The organism is Pseudorhodobacter sp. MZDSW-24AT (genome assembly GCF_002794355.1).
Lineage (GTDB): Bacteria > Pseudomonadota > Alphaproteobacteria > Rhodobacterales > Rhodobacteraceae > Pseudotabrizicola.
This window is the reverse complement of record NZ_PGOI01000008.1, coordinates 417,758-435,371: the sequence shown is the minus strand read 5'-3', so window position 1 is coordinate 435,371 and position 17,614 is coordinate 417,758. Positions and strand designations below refer to the sequence as shown.

The 17,614-nt window shown below is 66.1% G+C and carries 16 protein-coding genes; 1 reads left to right on the top strand and 15 read right to left on the bottom strand.

Translation table 11 applies throughout. From position 1 onward, the window contains the following. Positions 1–14: 14 nt before the first annotated feature. The 5 genes from CUR21_RS11755 to CUR21_RS11735 form a co-directional block, all read right to left on the bottom strand. Positions 15–1,208 (bottom strand): DUF1501 domain-containing protein, encoded by a 1,194-nt coding sequence (locus CUR21_RS11755; protein ID WP_100197207.1) that lies wholly within the window; start codon positions 1,206–1,208, stop codon positions 15–17. 5 nt (positions 1,209–1,213) lie between these two features. Beyond that, entirely contained in the window at positions 1,214–2,575 is a 1,362-nt protein-coding gene (locus CUR21_RS11750; RefSeq protein WP_232622765.1) for a DUF1800 family protein, read from the bottom strand. 660 nt (positions 2,576–3,235) lie between these two features. After that, positions 3,236–3,724 carry a DUF1993 family protein gene (locus CUR21_RS11745; RefSeq protein WP_100197206.1) on the bottom strand — a complete coding sequence of 163 codons (489 nt, stop codon included), beginning with the start codon at positions 3,722–3,724 and terminating at the stop codon, positions 3,236–3,238. Continuing rightward, a complete protein-coding gene (gene aspS / locus CUR21_RS11740) occupies positions 3,724–5,505 on the bottom strand; it encodes an aspartate--tRNA ligase (protein ID WP_100197205.1) in 1,782 nt (593 codons plus the stop codon). Before aspS ends, CUR21_RS11745 begins: the two co-directional genes overlap by 1 nt. An 80-nt stretch (positions 5,506–5,585) precedes the next feature. Beyond that, positions 5,586–6,347, bottom strand: a complete 762-nt coding sequence (locus CUR21_RS11735; RefSeq protein ID WP_198431686.1) for a triacylglycerol lipase — start codon at positions 6,345–6,347, stop codon at positions 5,586–5,588. Between the two features lie 56 nt (positions 6,348–6,403). On the opposite strand from CUR21_RS11735, the gene CUR21_RS11730 reads away from it, so the two are divergent. Beyond that, on the top strand, positions 6,404–6,853 hold the full coding sequence (locus tag CUR21_RS11730) for an NUDIX domain-containing protein (protein WP_100197204.1): 450 nt from the start codon (positions 6,404–6,406) through the stop codon (positions 6,851–6,853). A gap of 102 nt (positions 6,854–6,955) precedes the next feature. Here the strand turns inward: CUR21_RS11730 and dtd are convergent, their stop codons facing one another. The 10 genes from dtd to CUR21_RS11680 form a co-directional block, all read right to left on the bottom strand. After that, the gene (dtd, locus tag CUR21_RS11725) at positions 6,956–7,390 is read right to left on the bottom strand and encodes a D-aminoacyl-tRNA deacylase (protein ID WP_100197203.1); all 435 of its coding nucleotides are present in this window, start codon (positions 7,388–7,390) and stop codon (positions 6,956–6,958) included. Continuing rightward, positions 7,387–8,310, bottom strand: coding sequence for a carbohydrate kinase (locus CUR21_RS11720; RefSeq protein ID WP_100197202.1), 924 nt, complete (start codon positions 8,308–8,310; stop codon positions 7,387–7,389). Before CUR21_RS11720 ends, dtd begins: the two co-directional genes overlap by 4 nt. Before the next feature lie 60 nt (positions 8,311–8,370). Further along, positions 8,371–9,441 (bottom strand): sensor histidine kinase, encoded by a 1,071-nt coding sequence (locus CUR21_RS11715; RefSeq protein ID WP_100197201.1) that lies wholly within the window; start codon positions 9,439–9,441, stop codon positions 8,371–8,373. Positions 9,442–9,495: 54 nt separating this feature from the next. Beyond that, a complete protein-coding gene (locus CUR21_RS11710) occupies positions 9,496–10,485 on the bottom strand; it encodes a phosphoribosylaminoimidazolesuccinocarboxamide synthase (RefSeq protein ID WP_100197200.1) in 990 nt (329 codons plus the stop codon). A gap of 284 nt (positions 10,486–10,769) precedes the next feature. Further along, positions 10,770–12,023 (bottom strand): lytic murein transglycosylase, encoded by a 1,254-nt coding sequence (locus CUR21_RS11705; protein WP_100197199.1) that lies wholly within the window; start codon positions 12,021–12,023, stop codon positions 10,770–10,772. An 85-nt stretch (positions 12,024–12,108) separates the two neighbouring features. Continuing rightward, complete coding sequence (locus CUR21_RS11700) at positions 12,109–13,206, bottom strand: primosomal protein N' (replication factor Y) - superfamily II helicase (protein ID WP_100197198.1); 1,098 nt, start codon at positions 13,204–13,206, stop codon at positions 12,109–12,111. Positions 13,207–13,218: 12 nt separating this feature from the next. After that, the gene (locus CUR21_RS11695) at positions 13,219–14,325 is read right to left on the bottom strand and encodes an SPFH domain-containing protein (protein ID WP_100197197.1); all 1,107 of its coding nucleotides are present in this window, start codon (positions 14,323–14,325) and stop codon (positions 13,219–13,221) included. A 44-nt stretch (positions 14,326–14,369) separates the two neighbouring features. Beyond that, complete coding sequence (locus CUR21_RS11690; protein WP_100197196.1) at positions 14,370–15,329, bottom strand: DUF2927 domain-containing protein; 960 nt, start codon at positions 15,327–15,329, stop codon at positions 14,370–14,372. Between the two features lie 10 nt (positions 15,330–15,339). Then, entirely contained in the window at positions 15,340–16,512 is a 1,173-nt protein-coding gene (locus CUR21_RS11685) for a toxic anion resistance protein (RefSeq protein ID WP_100197195.1), read from the bottom strand. A 43-nt stretch (positions 16,513–16,555) separates the two neighbouring features. Then, complete coding sequence (locus CUR21_RS11680) at positions 16,556–17,434, bottom strand: 5-bromo-4-chloroindolyl phosphate hydrolysis family protein (RefSeq protein WP_100197194.1); 879 nt, start codon at positions 17,432–17,434, stop codon at positions 16,556–16,558. Positions 17,435–17,614: the final 180 nt, after the last annotated feature.

The window sequence follows — 17,614 nt, the reverse complement described above, 5'->3', positions numbered from 1 at the left end:
ATTTGCCGATGGCATCAGGCGAGGATGCCCGGGTCATCCCCCATGGACAGGCCGGGAAAGACGCTGGTTTCCAGCAGGCTGCGGTCGAACCCATACATCCCGCGCAAGGCCCAGGCCGCCCAGGCGCGCACATCGGTGGTGGGCATCAGATCCCGCCGTTGATAGAGCGCGGCCTCGTCCAGCCCCGGCCAGCGTCCCATGACCCGCCCACCGCGCAAGGCGCCGCCCGCCAGAAGCATGGCGCCGCCGGTGCCATGATCGGTGCCCTTGCTGCCATTTTCCGCAACGGTGCGGCCGAATTCTGTCATCGCCACCAAAAGCGTCTTGCCCCAGATCTCAGGACCCAGACGGTCGGACAGGCGCAGCACCACCCGCTCCAGCCGCCGCAAGGGCAGGGTGATGCCGCCCGACTGATTGCGGTGCGTATCCCAGCCGTTGAGCGAGAAAGAGGCGATCCGGGTGTCGGCGCGCAGCCGCTCGGCGGCGAAGTCGGTCAGGCGGTCGATGCCGGCGAGCGGCCCGGTCGTCAGCGCGGGGGCCATGTCGGTGGGGTCAAGGCTTTGGGTCAGCGTGACGGCCTCGCTCGCGGCTTCGCGGAACAGCGCATCGTCGTGGTAAATATGGTCGAGCAGCAACCGGCTTTGTGCCGAAAGGTCCAGCCGCAGATCGGGCTGCCAGTTGCTGACGGGGGCCGGGCCTTGGAGCACGGGGGCAGAATCGGTGCCGATGGCAAAGGCGGTTTGCGCGTGCAGGCCTGGCACGGCCTGCAACATACGATTGAGCCAGCCGTCGCGCACCGCCGCATCGGGCAGGTCCAGCCCGGTGCCAGCCTCAAGGATGTCTTGCCCGTCAAAATGGCTGCGCTGGTCACGGTAGGGGGTGGAGGTGGCGTGGACAAAGCCAAGCTGCCCCGCCCGCCACAGGGGTATGAGCCCGGTCAACGCGGGGTGAAGGGTGAAATAGCCTGTGAGATCCGGCCCTTGTTCCGCCAAGAGCGTGGGGCGGTAGCCTGCGAGCAGCGAATCACCCGACGGGCGCACCAGATCGAGCCCATCCATCGCGCCGCGCAGAATCACCACCACGAGCCGATGCGCCCCCAAAAGCGCGCTGTTCTCGGAACCGGCAAACGTGACGGTCGTGGTCAGCGGATGCGCGGCGATCGAGCAGGCGGTGCCGGTCAGGGACTTGAGAAAGAAACGACGGTCCATGGCGGCTACCTTCGGTTGAATTCGGGGCTGGCGAGCACGAGACCGACCGCCTCGCGCGCGCTTTCTGCGCGCGGGATCGCCCAAGCAAGGCGCTCTCCGACATGGCTGCCCAAGGCGCGCGTCATCAGCGCGACGGGGTCCGGCAAGGGGTTGACCAACTGCGCGGGCATGTCCATCGCCCAGGTGATGCGGATGGCCATGGCTTCGGGGGTGATCCAGGCCTCGGCCGCCTCGGGCCAGCCATCGGGGCCGGGCGGGCTTTGCCAAGGCTGTCCCATGGCGGCCAAAGGGGTCAGCACGACTTGGCGGAAAACCGCATCCGACATGCGCATCACATCCGCGCCGTCGACCCCCAAGGCGCGCAAGGAGGCCACCAGAAAATCGAAAGGTTGCCGGGCCTTTTCCTGGAGCTTGCTCCAGGCGGCAGGCTGGGTCAGCAAGGCTTCGGCCACGGCCAGCATATCGCCGCCCGAGGCGCGCCAGGCATCGGTCAGGGCTTGGACCAGGTCGGGGTTCGGCTGATCCGACACGAAATGCACGGCGAGTTTGCGCGCCAGATGCGCCGCTGTGTTGGGGTGTTCGGCCAGATCGTCGAGCGCCTTGAGCACCGCCCCCAGCGAATCGCCCTCATAGACTTTGCCCAGCACGCTTTCGGGCCCGGGCTCGGCGCGACGGCTGTCGAACGTGGGACCGGATTTGCCCACCGTCAACCCGGTGAGCAATTCGGCCATCTGCGTCACGTCTTCCTGCGTGTAGCCAGAGCCAAGCGTGTGCAGCTCCAGCACTTCGCGGGCCAGGTTTTCGTTCAGCCCGCGGCTGCGGCGCTGCCCGATGCGGGAATTGGGCCCGAAGCTGCGCGATTGATCGAGATAGCCCAGCATGGCCGGGTGCTGGATCACCGCGCGCAACATATCGGCGAAGCGGTCGGTGATATGGGGCCGGATCGCCTCTTCCACCAAGGTGGCGGGCAGTGGACGGTCACGGCGGGCGCGGGCAACGGTGGTGAAATGATCGGCCCAGAACTGCACCAGCCGTTCGCGAAAGCCATCGGGCGCATCAAGGGCGCGGGCGACGGTGGTCTTGGCGGCGTGTTGAGTGACGCTTTCCAGCTGCGCGATTGCCTGCCGGTAATCCTGCCGGGCCGCCTTGGCCTCGGGCGCGGCGGCACGGCGTGCCGTGCGCAGCATGCTGTCGGCACGGGCAAGAGTTTCGGTCAGATCCGCGAGCCGCGGACCCGAATAGGTTTCGGCCATGACATCGGGTCCGCGCAAGGCGGCAAGCATCGAGGCGGGCTCGCTCGGCGCTTGCGCGGGGAGGGGCAGGCCATAGCCAAAGCGAAAGGCGGCGGTGGTGCTGTCTTGGGTCATGGGGCGGTGGGCATTGGGCCTTTGGGGCGTTTGGGCGATGTTAAGCACAAATGCGGGCGCTGTGCACCGCTTGGTGGCACGCGGCGGATCACCTGTGCGTGGCCGGGCGTACCGGTGCAGGGCAGAAGGCGGCGGTGGGGCTGTCTTGGGTCATGGGGCGGTGGGCATCGGGCCTTTGGGGCGTTTAGGCGATGTTAAGCACAAATGCGGGCGCTGTGCACCGCTTGGCGGCATGCGGCGGATCACCTGTGCGTGGCCGGGCCGACCGGGGCAGGACGAAAGGCGGCGGTGGTGCTGTCTTGGGTCATGGGGCGGTGGGCATCGGGCCTTTGGGGCGTTTGGGCGATGTTAAGCACAAATGCGGGCGCTGTGCACCGCTTGGTGGCGCGCGGCGGATCACCTGTGCGTGGCCGGGCGGACCGGTGCGGGGCGAAAAGCGGCGGTGGGGATGTCTTGGGTCATGGGGCGGTGGGCATCGGGCCTTTGGGGCGTTTGGGCGATGTTAAGCACACATGCGGGCGCTGTGCACCGCTTGGCGGCATGCGGCCCACCCCCTGTGCGTGGCCGGGCGGACCGGTGCAGGACGAAAAGCGGCGGGTGGGAAGGTGGTGGGGTTTGGCGCGCAGGGCGCTGCGCAGGCGGGGGACGGGCACGCGCGGCTTATTTGCGAGTGTGCGGCCCCTCGAAGTGGAAATCGGGGGGATAGGCGTGAAGGCCGTCGAAATCGGCCTTGCCAAGCGGCACCCCCGCAGCGCGCAAGGCGGCGTAGCCCATGGTGACATGGAAGAAGAAGTTGGGCAGACCGTAAAGGAACAAAAAATCCTGCGCGGGCTGTTCCAGATCGGCAAAGCCCGCGCGATGGTGGATGACGCGGTCGGCTGCGCCTTCAAACTCGGCCGGTTTCATCGCGCCGAGGGTGGCGCGGGCCACCGCCATGCGCGGCGCGAGGGCCGCAGGAAGATCGGGCACCGCCCGCCCGGCAAGCGGGCAGGCGACCCGCAAGGAGAACCCCGCCGCCGTTGCAAAGTGCTGCGAGGCGCTGAAGCTGTCGGCAATCTGCGCGGTCATCGCGCCCCGCCCCGCTTTCTCCACGATCCCCGCCATTTGGGCGAGGTAGTGGCGAAAGACAGGGACGGTGGCGCTGTACATCACGCCTCTTTCGGCAACACGCGCAGGCGCAATTCGCGCAACTGTTCGTTGGTGGGTTCCGAAGGCGCATTCATCAGCAGATCTTCGGCGCGCTGGTTCATCGGGAACATGATGACTTCGCGGATGTTGGTGGTGTCGGCCAAGAGCATCACGATGCGGTCGATGCCCGCCGCGCAACCGCCGTGGGGCGGCGCGCCGTATTTGAACGCCTTGACCATGCCGCCAAAGCGCTTTTCCACCTCGGAGTTGGGGTAGCCTGCCAGTTCAAACGCCTTGAACATGATTTCCGGCTTGTGGTTGCGGATGCCGCCCGAGATCAGCTCATAGCCGTTGCAGGCCAGATCGTATTGATAGGCGTAGACGTCGAGCGGATTGCCCTGCAACGCCTCCATCCCGCCTTGCGGCATCGAGAAGGGGTTGTGGCTGAAGTCGATCTTGCCGTCGTCGGTTTTCTCATACATCGGGAAATCGACGATCCATGCAAAGCGGAACGTGTCTTTCTCCGTCAGGCCCAGTTCTTCGCCGATCACGTTGCGCGCGCGGCCTGCGACCGCCTCGAAGGCTTCGGGTTTGCCGCCAAGGAAGAAAGCGGCGTCGCCCATGCCAAGGCCAAGCTGCTGGCGGATGGCTTCGGTGCGCTCGGGGCCGATGTTCTTGGCCAAGGGGCCTGCGGCTTCCATGCCCGAGCCATCTTCCGCCTCGCGCCAGAAGATATAGCCCATGCCGGGCAGGCCCTGTTGTTGGGCAAAGGCGTTCATGCGGTCGCAGAATTTGCGGCTGCCGCCTTTGGGCGCGGGGATGGCGCGGATCTGGGTGCCCTCTTGCTCCAGCAGTTTGGCGAAGACGGCAAAGCCGGAGCCTGCGAAATGCTCGGACACCACCTGCATCTTGATCGGGTTGCGCAGGTCGGGCTTGTCGGAGCCATACCAGAGCAAGCTGTCGCGATAGGCGATGCGCGGCCAGTCTTTCGAGACGGATTTGTGCGGGGCGAATTCCTCGAACAGGCCCGAAATCACCGGTTGCACCACGGCGAAGACGTCCTCCTGTTCCACAAAGCTCATTTCGATGTCGAGCTGGTAAAAGTCGGTGGGCGAGCGGTCGGCGCGCGGGTCTTCATCGCGGAAGCAGGGCGCGATCTGGAAATAGCGGTCAAAGCCCGCGACCATGATCAGCTGCTTGAACTGCTGCGGCGCCTGCGGCAGGGCGTAGAACTTGCCCGGATGCAGGCGCGACGGCACGAGGAAATCGCGCGCGCCTTCGGGGCTGCTGGCGGTGATGATCGGGGTCTGGAATTCGTTGAAGCCCATGTCCCACATGCGGTTGCGCAAGGAGCGCACCACGTTTGACCGCAGCATCATGTTGCGGTGCATGCCTTCGCGGCGCAGATCGAGGAAACGGTAGGTGAGGCGGGTTTCCTCGGGGTATTCGGTTTCGCCAAAGACCGGGAGCGGGAGTTCTGCCGCCTCACCCAGAACGGTGAGACCGGTGGCGTAAACCTCGATCTCGCCGGTGGGGAGTTTGGGGTTGATCAGCGCGGCGTCGCGCGCCTTGACCCGGCCTTCGATCTGGATGACCCATTCGGCGCGGACCTTTTCGATCTCGGCAAAGGCCGGGCTGTCGCTGTCGGCCAGCACTTGGGTGATGCCGTAATGGTCGCGCAGGTCGATGAACAGGACGCCGCCATGATCGCGCACCCGATGCACCCAGCCCGACAGGCGGATGGTTTGTCCCACATGGGACGTGTTCAGGGCGGCGCAGGTATGGCTGCGATAGGCGTGCATCGGTATTCCCCTTTCAAGGGTTCAGGCGTCATCGCGCCGATACACCCCTTGCTGCGCCCGAAGTCAAGCCAGACCTGCACTCAGGGGGCTTGGTCCGGCGAGAGCAGGTCTTCCACGGCGGTGGTATAGCCCAGATCGGGATCAAAGGCGCCGCTGCGCAGGAAGAGGATGGTTTCGCGCAGGACCACCGGATTCATCATCAGGAAAGTGTGGGTGGCGGGGACAGTGAGATGTGCGGTCATGCCTTCGACCCGGGTGGAGGCCACGCTGACCTTGCCGTCATCGGGGCCGGGGATCAGGCTGGAATAGACCGGGTTCAGCGATTGGGTGCCCGCGATGATGCCCAAGGGGTAATCGGGATTGGGCAGCGAGAGCGGCACCGAGTCCGGGTCGGTGCCCAGCTGCGCGCCTGCGGGGCCGTTGATCCAGCCAAAGGGCGCGATATCGGCGAAGGCATCCACCAGTTCCGAGCCTTGGTTGGGCGGGGCCAGCATGACCACGCGGCCAAGCGCCTTGGGGCGCGTCTCGGCGAGGTAGTGACGCACGAGGATGCCGCCCATCGAATGGGTGACGAAATGCAGCTTTTCGCCTTCGGCCAGCGCACAGGACTCGATGCCGTCGCCCACGAAGCTGGCGAGATCGGGGATCGGGGCCGAGGTGGAAGGATAGGATTGATTGACAGTGCGGAAGCCCGCGCCTTCGAGCGCTTGCGCCATCAGGACGAGGGAGGCATCGCTGCGCGCCAATCCATGCAGGAGCACGACGCAATCGGCGCTGGCCGGGGTGGCGAGGAGGGCAGAGAGAACCAAGGCACGCAACATGGCCCCAAGATGCAACCGCATGCCGCTGTTGCCAAGGGGGAGTGGACAAAAGGCGCGCAACGTCACAGGGTGGGAGAATGTCGAACCGCTCTCCCCGTCTGGCCACCCGCGCGATGATCCTGCAGGATGACCGGCTTTTGCTGGTGAATGCCTTTCGCGGCGGGGTGTCGGATCTGTGGTGCGCCCCGGGCGGCGGCGCGGTGGTGGGGCAATCGCTGCATGACAATCTGATCCGCGAGATCTGGGAAGAGACCGGGCTGACGGTGGCGGTCGGCGCGCCGTGCCTTGTGAACGAGTTCCACGATCCGAAGCGGGGCTTTCATCAGGTGGATCTGTATTTCCGCTGCACGGTGGTGGCGGGCGAGATCAGCACGGGCTGGCGCGACCCGGAAGGCGTGGTGACCGAGCGGCGGTTTTTCAGCCGCGCCGAGATGGCGGCGATCCGCTTCAAGCCCGACAGCCTGCCCGAGGCGGCCTGGGGCACGGCGGAAAGCCTGTATGACCCGCTGGAACTTCTCGTGCGCTGAGGGGGCTGGTGCGGGGGGGCGCGGTGCGGGGGGGGGCAACCCCCGGGGGCTTTGCCCCCGGACCCCCAGAGTATTTGGGAAAGCTGCAAGAACAAGGTGGTGTCAGAGGTCGATCCAGAGGGTGACCGGGCCGTCATTGGTGAGGCTGACGGCCATATCTGCGCCGAACTGGCCCGTGGCGGTGGAGATGCCAAGTTTGCCCAGGCTCTGGGTGAGGTGCTCGTAGAGCGTTTTGCCGAGTTCGGGCGCGGCGGCGGTGGAAAAGCCGGGGCGGTTGCCGCGCAGGTCGGCGGCGAGGGTGAATTGCGACACCACCAGCGCGGCGCCGCCGGTGTCGAGCAAAGAGCGGTTCATCTTGCCGCTGTCATCCTTGAAGATGCGCAGTTTGGCGATCTTGCTGGCCATGGCTTCGGCCTGTGCCGGGGTGTCGCCTTGCATGGCGCAGATCAGGATGAGAAGGCCGGGCCCGATCTCACCGATCAGCGCGCCGTCCACCCGCACCGAAGCCGCGCTGACGCGTTGGACGACCGCTCTCACAGCTCATGCGCCCATGGCGGGTTGGCCCCGGCGCGGCTGACGGTGATGGCGGCGGCGCGGGTTCCCAAGGAAAGGGCCGCGTCAAGCGTGGCATCGGAGAGGGTGGCGAGAGCGGCTTTCGACAGGGCGCCCGCGCTGTGCAGCGCCGCCAGCGCGCCCGCGTTGAACGTATCGCCCGCGCCGACGGTATCGGCGACGGTCACGCGGGTGGCTGCGACGAAACGGTCTTTGGTGGCGGTGACCGCCCGCGCGCCCGAGGCGCCTTCGGTGATGAAGACGAGTTTCGGCCCTTTGGCGATGATCTGGCGCGCAAGCGCGGTGAGATCGCCCGCGCCCATCAGCCAGTGCAGGTCTTCATCGGAGAGCTTGACGATATCGGCGCGGGCGATCATCCGCTCGATCCGGGCGCGGTAGCTGTCTTCTTGTCCGGCGATGAAGCCGGGGCGGATGTTGGGGTCGATCATGGTGACGCGGGAGGCGCTTTCCCGGGCCTGCAAGGCCTCATAGGTGCTGGCGGCGGGGTCGTTCACCAAAGAGATGCCGCCGAAGAACAGGGTGCTGACGCTGTCGGGCAGGGTGGGGAGCTGATCAAGGGCGAGCATGCGGCCTGCTGTCGCCTCGTCATAAAAGGCATAGGTGGCCTGCCCTTCCACCAGTTTCACGAAAGCCACCGTGGTGGGGCGGTTCGATCGGGCGAGGAACTGGATGTCCACCTGCGAGGCGGTGAGGGTTTCGGCCAGAATCTCGCCCAGCATGTCGGTCGAGACGCCGGAGAAGAAGGCCGAGGGCGTGCCAAGGCGGCCCAGAGCGATGGCGGTGTTGAACACGGCACCGCCGGCATAGGGCGCAAAACAGGCCTCGCCGCTGGTGGCGGTGCGGGGCAGCATGTCGATCAGGGCTTCGCCACAGCTGAGAATCATCGGGGTCTCCGGCACGGGAACAGGGGATGGATGCGGCGCAGTATATGCGGTCTGCCGCTGTTAGCGCAAACACTCGTTCTGATCCGCGCGGAAATCCAGCCGCGCAATGACCTGTCCTGCCGCGAAGCCCCAGTCGAGATGACCGTCGAGTGTGCTGGCGTAGGTTTCACAGATCGTCGTGCCCAAGCCCCCGCGCGCTGTCTTGGGGCCCGAGGCGGGGTTGGTGACGGTCAGCAGCGCGGTGCCATCGTCGCGGCGGTGCAGGCGCACCTGCACCGCGTCCCCCGCCAGACCGTGGCGGACGGCATTGGCGACCAGCTCACCCAGAATGATGGCAAGCGCCGAGGCACGGTCCGACTGCATCGCCAGAGGCCCCGCTTGGGCGGTGTCGACCTGCACCGGGCGGTCGAGCGAGAGCGCGAATTCGGAGCAAAGCCGCTGCACCAGCGGCACCACCGGGATGGTGCGCAAATCCGTGCTGGATTGCAGCAATTCATGCACCCGGGCGATCGACGCCACCCGATGCGCGGCCTCCTCCAGCGCGGGGCGCACGCTTGGGCTGGCGCGGCGGGCCTGCAGGCGCAGGATGGAGGCGACCTGCGCAAGGCTGTTTTTCACCCGGTGATCCACTTCGCGCATCAGGAAATCGCGCTGCGCCAGCAGGTCGGATTTTTCTGCCAATTCCTGCTCGAGCGCGGTGGCATAGGCGCGCTGTTCGCGTTCCCGCAACACCCGTTCGGTGATCTCGCGCGAGGAGACGAGGATCTTTTCCACCGGGCCGCCCGCCGCGCGCAGCGGCAGCACCGACACATGCCACCATTTCGCGGTGCCTTTCACGGTGGGGCATTCGGCCTCGAAACTGTCGCGCCCGCCCGAGCGGGCCTGCGCCAGCGCCCTTTCCAGACGCGGGCGCAAGGCCTCGGGCCAGAGATCGGGCCAAGGACAGCCGAAGAGGGTGGCGAAGTCGTCCACCTCCATCCGGGACATGCCGTTGCGGTTCATGAAGGTCAGGGTGCCGTCGGGTTCCAGCAGTTTGACGCAATCCTGCGAAGCGTTGAGGATCGCGCGCAGGAAATCGGTTTCGAGCGCGCCCGAAATCTTGAGTGCCAGATGATCGTCGGGCTCTTGCATATGCGGTCCCCGGATCCTGTCGATGTCAAAGTGCACGCGAGTGGTGGGCGACTGTCAAGCCTTGGATGGCGTCGTGAACCAAGGCGAGAGGTTGGCGCGAACGCGGTCCAGCGGGGTAGGGCCCGCGTTGTCGGGCTGGAAGGGCTGCCCGGTGATCATTTCATAGGCCTCGACATAGACCTGCGCGGTCTGAGCGATGATTTCGGCCGGAATCTCAGGGATCGGGTCCGTATAGGGGTTGCAGCGGGCGGCCACCCAGGCGCGCACCACATCCTTGTCGAAACTGGGCGGGCGGGCGCCTGTCTCGAACGCCTCGGCATAGCCTTCGGCGCGCCAGTAACGGCTGGAATCGGGCGTGTGAATCTCATCGGCGATCAGGATGCGGCCTTCGGCGTCGAGGCCGAATTCGTATTTGGTGTCGGCAAGGATCAGCCCGCGCGCGGCGGCCATCTTTTGCCCGCGGTCAAACAGGGCGAGCGCATAGGCGGAGATCGCTTCCCATTGATCCGGCGTCAAAAGGCCCTGAGCCAGAATCTCATCGGCCGTGAGCGGCGCGTCATGGCCGCCGTCGAAGGCCTTGGAGGTGGGGGTGATGAGGGGCTGTGGCAAGGCCTGATTGTCGCGCAGACCGTCGGGCAGGCGGTGGCCATACATCTCGCGCTGACCCGCGCGGTAAAGCGTGAGCACCGAGGTCGAGGTGGTGCCCGCCAGATAGCCGCGCACCACGATCTCGACCGGAAGGATGCTCACATGCTGGCCGATCACCACATTCGGGTCGGGGTAGCCCAGCACATGATTGGGGCAGATGTCGGCGGTGTGGTCGAACCAGTGGCGTGCGGTCTGGGTCAGAACCTGCCCCTTGAAGGGGATGGCGGCAAGGATGCGGTCAAAGGCGCTGATCCGGTCGGAAGAAATCAGGATCCGCCGCCCGCCGGGGTGCTCGGGGCTGGGCGGCAGGTCATAGCAATCGCGCACCTTGCCGAAATAGGGATGGGGCAGTTCCGGGATGCGGGCATGCGGCAGAACGCGGGACAGATCAAGCATCGGGGCCTCCGGTCGGACTATACTGCGCTATTGCGCGGGCGGCACGGGGAGTCAACGGGCCAGCGACACGCAAGCCCCGGCGTGATCTGCCAAGGTGATCTTATGGTGCGGCTGCGCCGCGTTGTTTTTTGTCTCGTCGCGCGCGTGCCGCGCGTCTCCTCGGGGATGCGCTCCGCGCGGGGAGTATTTGGGAAAGATGCAAAAGCAGGGGGCTCTGTCTGCTTTGCACCTTTTCCAAATACTCTCGGGGGGTGCGGGGGGCAGACAGCCCCCCGTCCGCAGGGTCAGCCGCGCAGGGTTTGCAAAAGGGCGGCCGAGGGTTCCCCGGTCACCGCCATCCCGCGGGCACGTTGGAAGCCTTCGATTGCGGCGCGGGTCTTGGCCCCAATCACGCCATCGCTGCCTTCGGTGTCAAAGCCTGCGGCGGTGAGGCGGCGTTGCAGTTCTTGCCGGTCCTGCATGGTCAGTCCGGCGGAATCCGGGGGGAAGCTGGCGCGCAAGGGGCCCGCGCCGCGCAGCCGGTCTGACAGGTGGCCGACGCCGATCACATAGTTCACCGCGTTGTTGTAACGGGCGATGGCGTTGAAATTGTTGAAGATCAGGAAGGCTGGCCCGCTTGGTCCTTGCGGAATGAGAATCGAGCCTGCGCCGTGGTTGGGCAGGCGGCCGCCGTCGGCGGTCGTGACACCGAGGGCCGCCCAGTCAGAGGGCGCCCGCCCCTTGCCGCGTCCGGCCAGCGCGGTGTTGAAGCCTGCGGGCAAGCGCACTTCGACGCCCCAAGGCTGACCCTTGCGCCAGCCCGCGCGCGACAGGTAGGCGGCGGCGGAGGCCAGTGCATCGGTCGGATCGTCGGCCCAGATGTCGCGGCGGCCATCCCCGGTGAAGTCCACCGCATATTCCAGATAGCTGGTGGGGATGAACTGGGTGTGGCCCATGGCACCCGCCCAGCTGCCGGTCATGTTGGCGGGGGTGGTGTCGCCGTTCTGCAGAATCCGCAGCGCGGCGGTGAGTTGCTGTTCGAAAAACGCGCCCCGGCGCCCGTCATAGGCCAGCGTGGCAAGGGCGGAAATCACCGGCACGGTGCCGCGACGTTCGCCATACTGGCTTTCCAAGCCCCAGACGGCGGTGACCACCTCGGCCTCGACCCCGTAGCGGGATTCGATGGCCGACAGCGTCGTCCGGTGGCGGGCGAGTGAAGCGCGGCCTTTGGTGATGCGGTCGGGGCTGGCCGCGATGGCGAGGTAATCTTCCAGTGTGCGGGTGAATTCGGTCTGGTTGCGGTCCCGTTCCACCACGCCGGGCAGGAAGCCTGCCGAGCGGAAGGCGCTGTCCAGTGTCGAGGCGGCGATGCCGCGTCCGGCGGCGCGGGTCTTGTAGCTGGCAACCCAAGCGTCAAAGCCGGCATTGGGCACCGGGCTCATCCCCGGTTCTGCGGCGCGCGAGACGACGCCCCCCATGCTGCGGCCACCGCCGCCAACGCAGGCCGAGAGCGACAAGGCTCCCAAACCAAGGATGAACGCGCGCCGTTTTGCCTGCATGATCTGCCCCGTCTTGCTTTTGCCGTGCCTGATATTGGCTGTGGATGCTAAACGATTGTGGCGGCTGGGGAAAGACAGGCCGGGCTTACATGCCGCCCAGATACGCGACCCCGCCGATCACGATGGCGGCAAAGAGGACCGCAAAGGCGATCTTCCACGCCGACCATGGCCGTTCGCCCTGCACCTTGCCGGTCTGGCCGTTCACCACAAAGCGGTAGGTCTTGCCGTTGTATTTATAGGCCGCCATCCAGATCGGCAGCAGGATGTGCTTGAAGGTTTCGGCACTATAGGCGGTGTTGACCTGATCGATGCGCTGCTCGTCGCCGCCGATGTCGCGGCGGATGTCTTGCGCGATCTGCGCGGCCATCACCTCACGCGCGATCGTCTGGCCATCGGCAAGGCTGACGGTATAGCCTTCAGCGGTGAAACCCGCGAGGTAATCGGGAGAATAGGGCAGCAGCGCCCCCAGATCCCAAGGGGCAAGCCCGTCGGTATAGCGGCGCGGCAGCGAGGTGCTGGCCAGCACCAGCACATCATCAAACCGGCGCGAGACCCAGCCCGAGGCGGCCCGCCAGCGGGTCTTGCGCACCTGTTGCTGGCGCTGTTCGTTGCGGCCATTCACTTGCACGGTGACGGTGCGGGTTTCATAATAGTAATCGCCGCGCGCGCCCGCATAGCGGCTGCGGGTGGCGGCATCATAGGTCCAGTAAGGCACATAGAGGCCCGCCAGCGTGCGGCCTTTGCGGGCATATTCGACAAGACCATTCGGCGCGAACCAGAGGCTGCCGAGCCAAGCGGTCATCGCCTCGCGTCCTTGGCGTTCGGTCAAGGCGAAGGGCAGCACCGCTTGCGGTTTGATCAGGCGTTGGGTGCCGGTGCCGATGGCCACGGGGCTGGCGCAGAAAGGGCATTGGGTGGCGTGCTCGGCGCCTTGAAATTCGACCTGCGCGCCGCAAGAAGGGCAAGGGGTGATGCGCACCTCTTCCATCCGCGCGGGCGGCAGGTCGTTGTGCAGCGCGCGGTTCAGATCGAGCTCTTCCAGCGCGGTTTGCCGCGCCGGGGGCGCGTCGGGCAAGGCCTGTATATGGCCGCAGTGATCGCATTTGAGCGCGGTGGCGCCGGGGGCAAAGCGCAGGTCAGCGCCGCAACGCTCGCAAGGCCAGCGGTGTTCGGTTTCAGCCATGGTCGGGGCCTGTCACGCGCCGGGCGGCGGCGGCGGTGGCACCTGATCGAACAGGCGGGCCAGAGCGGTCTCACCGGCGGGCTTCCAGCCGTCTTGCCCGGCGGTCCAGACCATGCTGGCGCGTGAAAGCTGTCCTGCGCTTGCCATGCCGGCCAGCGTGGCTTCGTCGAAGGGGCCTTTGGTCGCGCCGTTTTCGGCGAGGTGCCACAGGGGGGCGGCGGGCGGTGGTGGCGGCGGCGGCGGGGACACGCCTTGCGCGGGGGCGGCGGGGGCGCCCCATGGCCCGACGGTCTGCGCCATCGCGGCCCCCATCCCGGCGGCCATGCCGGCCCCCATCATGGCCCCCGCGCCCGAGGCGGGGTTGGCGATGCCTTCGGCGGCGTTGAACTGCATGTATTTGTTCAGATCCCCCGCGATGCCCACCGACGTCCGCTTGTCGAGCACTTTTTCCACCTCTTCGGGCAGGCTGATGTTCTCGATGTAGAATTCTGGCAGCGTCAGCCCGTATTCGGCGACGGTTGGGTTGATCGCGGTGGTGACGATCTGGCCCAGATCGCGGGTGTTGGCGGCCATGTCGAGCACGGGGATGCCCGATTTGGCGATGGTCTGGCTGAATTCCTGCACGATCACGTTGCGGATCTGGTTCGAGATTTCATCGGCGGTGAATTCGCCATCGGTGCCGACGATTTCACGCAGGAACAAGGCCGGATCGCTGACGCGCAGGGAGTAGGTGCCGAACGCGCGCAGGCGGACCGGGCCAAACTCCGGGTCGCGGGTCATGATCGGGTTCTTGGTGCCCCATTTCTGATCGTTGAAACGGGTGGTGTTGATGAAATAGACCTCGGATTTGAAGGGGCTGGAGAAACCGTGATCCCAGTGCTGCAAGGTGGTCATGATCGGCATGTTGTTGGTTTCGAGCATGTAAAGCCCGGGGCCAAACACATCGGCGATCTGGCCTTCATGCACGAACACCGCCGCTTGCCCTTCGCGCACCGTCAGCTTGGCGCCGTATTTGATCGCCTGCCCCCGGCGTTCAAAGCGCCACACCATCGTGTCGCGGGTGTCATCCAGAAAGGAGATGACATCGATGAACTCGCCTTTGAGGAAATCAAAAACCATGGCCAAAACTCCTTAAAGCCCGCGAAAACACCCGCGAAGGCTGTTCAACTTTCGCCGCCCAGCAGGGCGCGTGCAAGGGATTCGATGATGGGCCGCGCCTCGGATTCGGTCATGCCGGTGCGCAGGGCGGGGTTGTAGAGCATGCGCAGCATCAGTTCGTCCTGACGGGTGAGCAGGGCGAATTCCTCGTCATCGTTGAAGATCGAGGGGCGGGCGCGCGGGCTGTCATTGGCGAGGCCAAGGCCTTGGGCGATTTCCTCGTGCATGCAGGACAGGCGCAGCAGATCGGGGTGTTCCGAGCGGATCACGGCAAAGGCGCGGCTGTAGCGCCCGGTGTTGCCTTCGGACATCGCATAGACAAGGCAATAGGTGGACAAAGGCATGTTGGTGATGCCTGCCAGTTCCCCCGCGCTGAGCCCCGGCAGTTCGGCATTGACGGTGGGGCCGAGGGCGCGGCGTTCATCTTCGTTCACGATGTAGATCATGAAGTTGGGCTGCGCATCGCTGAGCGAGATGGGGTGGCTGGTGAGGCGGCTGAGCCGGGCCAGATAAGAGCGCACCCGGGCGGTATCGGTGGCGCGCGCCTGTGGGCTGACCGAGGCCCCAAAGCGCAGGCCGACCCGCACGGGCGATTCCCAGCGGCGCAGGCGGCTGGCGGTCTGGCGCTGGATCGGGCCACCGGCCCCGCGCACATATTCGTCATACAGCGCGATGCGGATAAAGTTTTCGGCCAGCATCCGGTCGGTGAAGGGCGTGTCGCGCCCGCCGCCATCGGTGCGGAGCAGGCCGTTCGAGAGCAGGTCGGCCTGCACGCGCGCGAAATGCTGCCGCACCGCCTCGCTTGCGGCGGAAGGCGGGGTCTGCGGCACCTGCACGGCTGCCGGAGCGGGGCGCGCCGGGGCCTTGGGGGCGGTGCGCGGAGCCTGCGGGCTGGCCACGCAGCCCGCAAGTGCCAGACCGCACAGGGCCGACAGAGACAGACGGAGAACGGCGGAAACGCGCATGGGGCGGGCTTTATCCTTGGGACTGGGACGGAGAGGGACGGGCCGAGGCCGAGGCGAGGGTGTCGCGCAACTCGGCCTCCATCTTTTGCAGCTCGGCCTCGGCGGCGGCGCGGCGGGCCTTGCCTTCGTCGGCGATGGCCAGACTGTCGTTGATGGTGGCGATCAGCTGTTCATTGGCCTGCCGGACCGATGCGATGTCGAACACGCCGCGTTCCATTTCCTCGCGCACCACGCGGTTGGTTTCGCGCAGGTTTTCGGCGTTCTTGGTCAGCAGGTCATTGGTCAGGTCATTGGCGCCGCGCACCGCCTCGGCTGCTTCGCGCGAGCGTTGGATGGTGACGGCCTGCGCGAGCTGGGTTTCCCACAGCGGCACGGTGTTCATCAGGGTGGAGTTGATCTTGGTGACAAGGGATTTGTCGTTTTCCTGCACCAGACGGATCGACGGCAGCGATTGCATGGTGACCTGCCGCGTCAGGCGCAGGTCGTGCACCCTGCGCTCCAGATCATCGCGCGCGGCGCGCAGATCGCGCAATTCCTGCGCTTTCTTCACCTGTTCATCCTCGGAAGCCGCCGACACCTCGGCGATCTTGGCGGGAATGTCGGTGGCATCCAGCGCGTCAAGCTTGGCCTGACCCGCCGCGATGTAAAGCGCCAGCTCGTCGTAGAAATTCAGCGTTTTTTCATAGAGCATATCCAGCGCGCGGATATCCTTGAGCAAGGTGTGTTCGTGGCGCAAAAGCTCGTCCGTGACCTTGTCGATCTGGCCTTGCACCGTTTCGTAGCGCGCGACGAATTTGGCAAAGGGGGCAGCGCGGCCTGTCAGTTTTTCCCACCAGCTGCGGTCGCGCCGCATGTCCAGCTCTTCCGAGCTGAAGCCCCGGATCGTGGTGACGATCTGGCGCAGCGACTCCCCGGCGGGGCCTGCATCCTTGTTCTTCACATCGGCCAGCATCTCTTGCGAGATGACTTGCAGTTCCGCCTGTGCCTTGGAGCCGAAAGAAATGATCGACTGGGTGTTCGACATGTCCAGCTCCGCCATGCGGGCGCGGATCGCCTCGTGCTTGTCGCCCGAAGCAGCGTCAAGGGCCACGATTTCGGTGCCGGGCTCGGGCAACACGACGGCCGTGACCTCTTCGATCTGGGTCAAGGTGCGGGCGGCCTCTTCGCGGGTGGTCTTGGTCATGGGATCATTCTCACTGTTGTCGGGCACTCGGGGAAAACGGGGATCAGGCTTCGGATTTCAGCCTGTCGCGCAGCACGGAAATCTCGACCTCAAGATCGCTGCGGCTGTCGTCCAGCAGGCGGCGCGAGCGATCGGCGAAGGTGGTTTCCAGATCATCCAGCAGGGCCAGATAATCGGCGCGGGCCTGTGCGTCGCGCGCACGGGCGTAATGATCGACAAATTTCACCGTCGCGTCGCGCGCGCCCAGCAGATAAACCGACAGATACTTGCGCGCGGCGGTCAGATCGCGCGGGTCATCCTCGACCGTGCGAAAAAGGCGGCGGGCCGCGGCGGTAAAGCGGTCGACGCGGGATTCGAGCTGGCGGTCATTCGCGCGCAGGATGGCATCGCGCATGGCGGACAGATGGCCCTCCGCCTCATCCACGGCGCGGGCGACCCGGTCGGTCTGGAAGGTGTCGATGCCTTCGGCGCCCTTGTCGCGCAGGGGATCGGCGCCGAAGGTGTTGAAATGCAAGGCCGCGCCAGCAAACCCAAAGAGCAGCGGATAGAGCAGGGCGTCATGGCTCATCAACCCGCCCGCGACCAAGGCGGCCCCGGTGAAGAGCGCGCCAAAGATCTTGCGCGGGAAGGCCGGGCGGCGGGCCACCTTGCGCTCGTCATAGGCGGCATGGGCCTTGATGCCTTCGCGCGTGAGGAAGGCGGCCGCCAAGAGAAGGCCCGTGGCCACCAGCCCGAACATCAGCGCGCGCGGGCTGCCGGTAAAGGCGGCGGGCAGGAACAACAGCCCCATGACGCCCAGAAAGCGCGCGCGCCCTGCGCCCTTCAGAGGCTGTTTGCCATCAAAGGGGTGCGCGGGCGGCAGGCTGCTTTTTGCCTGTGGCGGGGCTCCCGGGCTGTATTTGCCACCAAACCGCTGTGCCATCACACGCCTCCTCCGAACGCGACATAGGCCACAAGGCAGATCAGCAGAAGGAAAGACAGGGTTTGCGTCCCGTTTCCGGTCATATCAGCCTCATTCTGGCGGTGGCACGGCGTCGGGCGGGCCTATCCTATCAGTATAGGAGATGCGGCAAGGCCTTGCCAGAGGCAGCGGGAGAAGTCG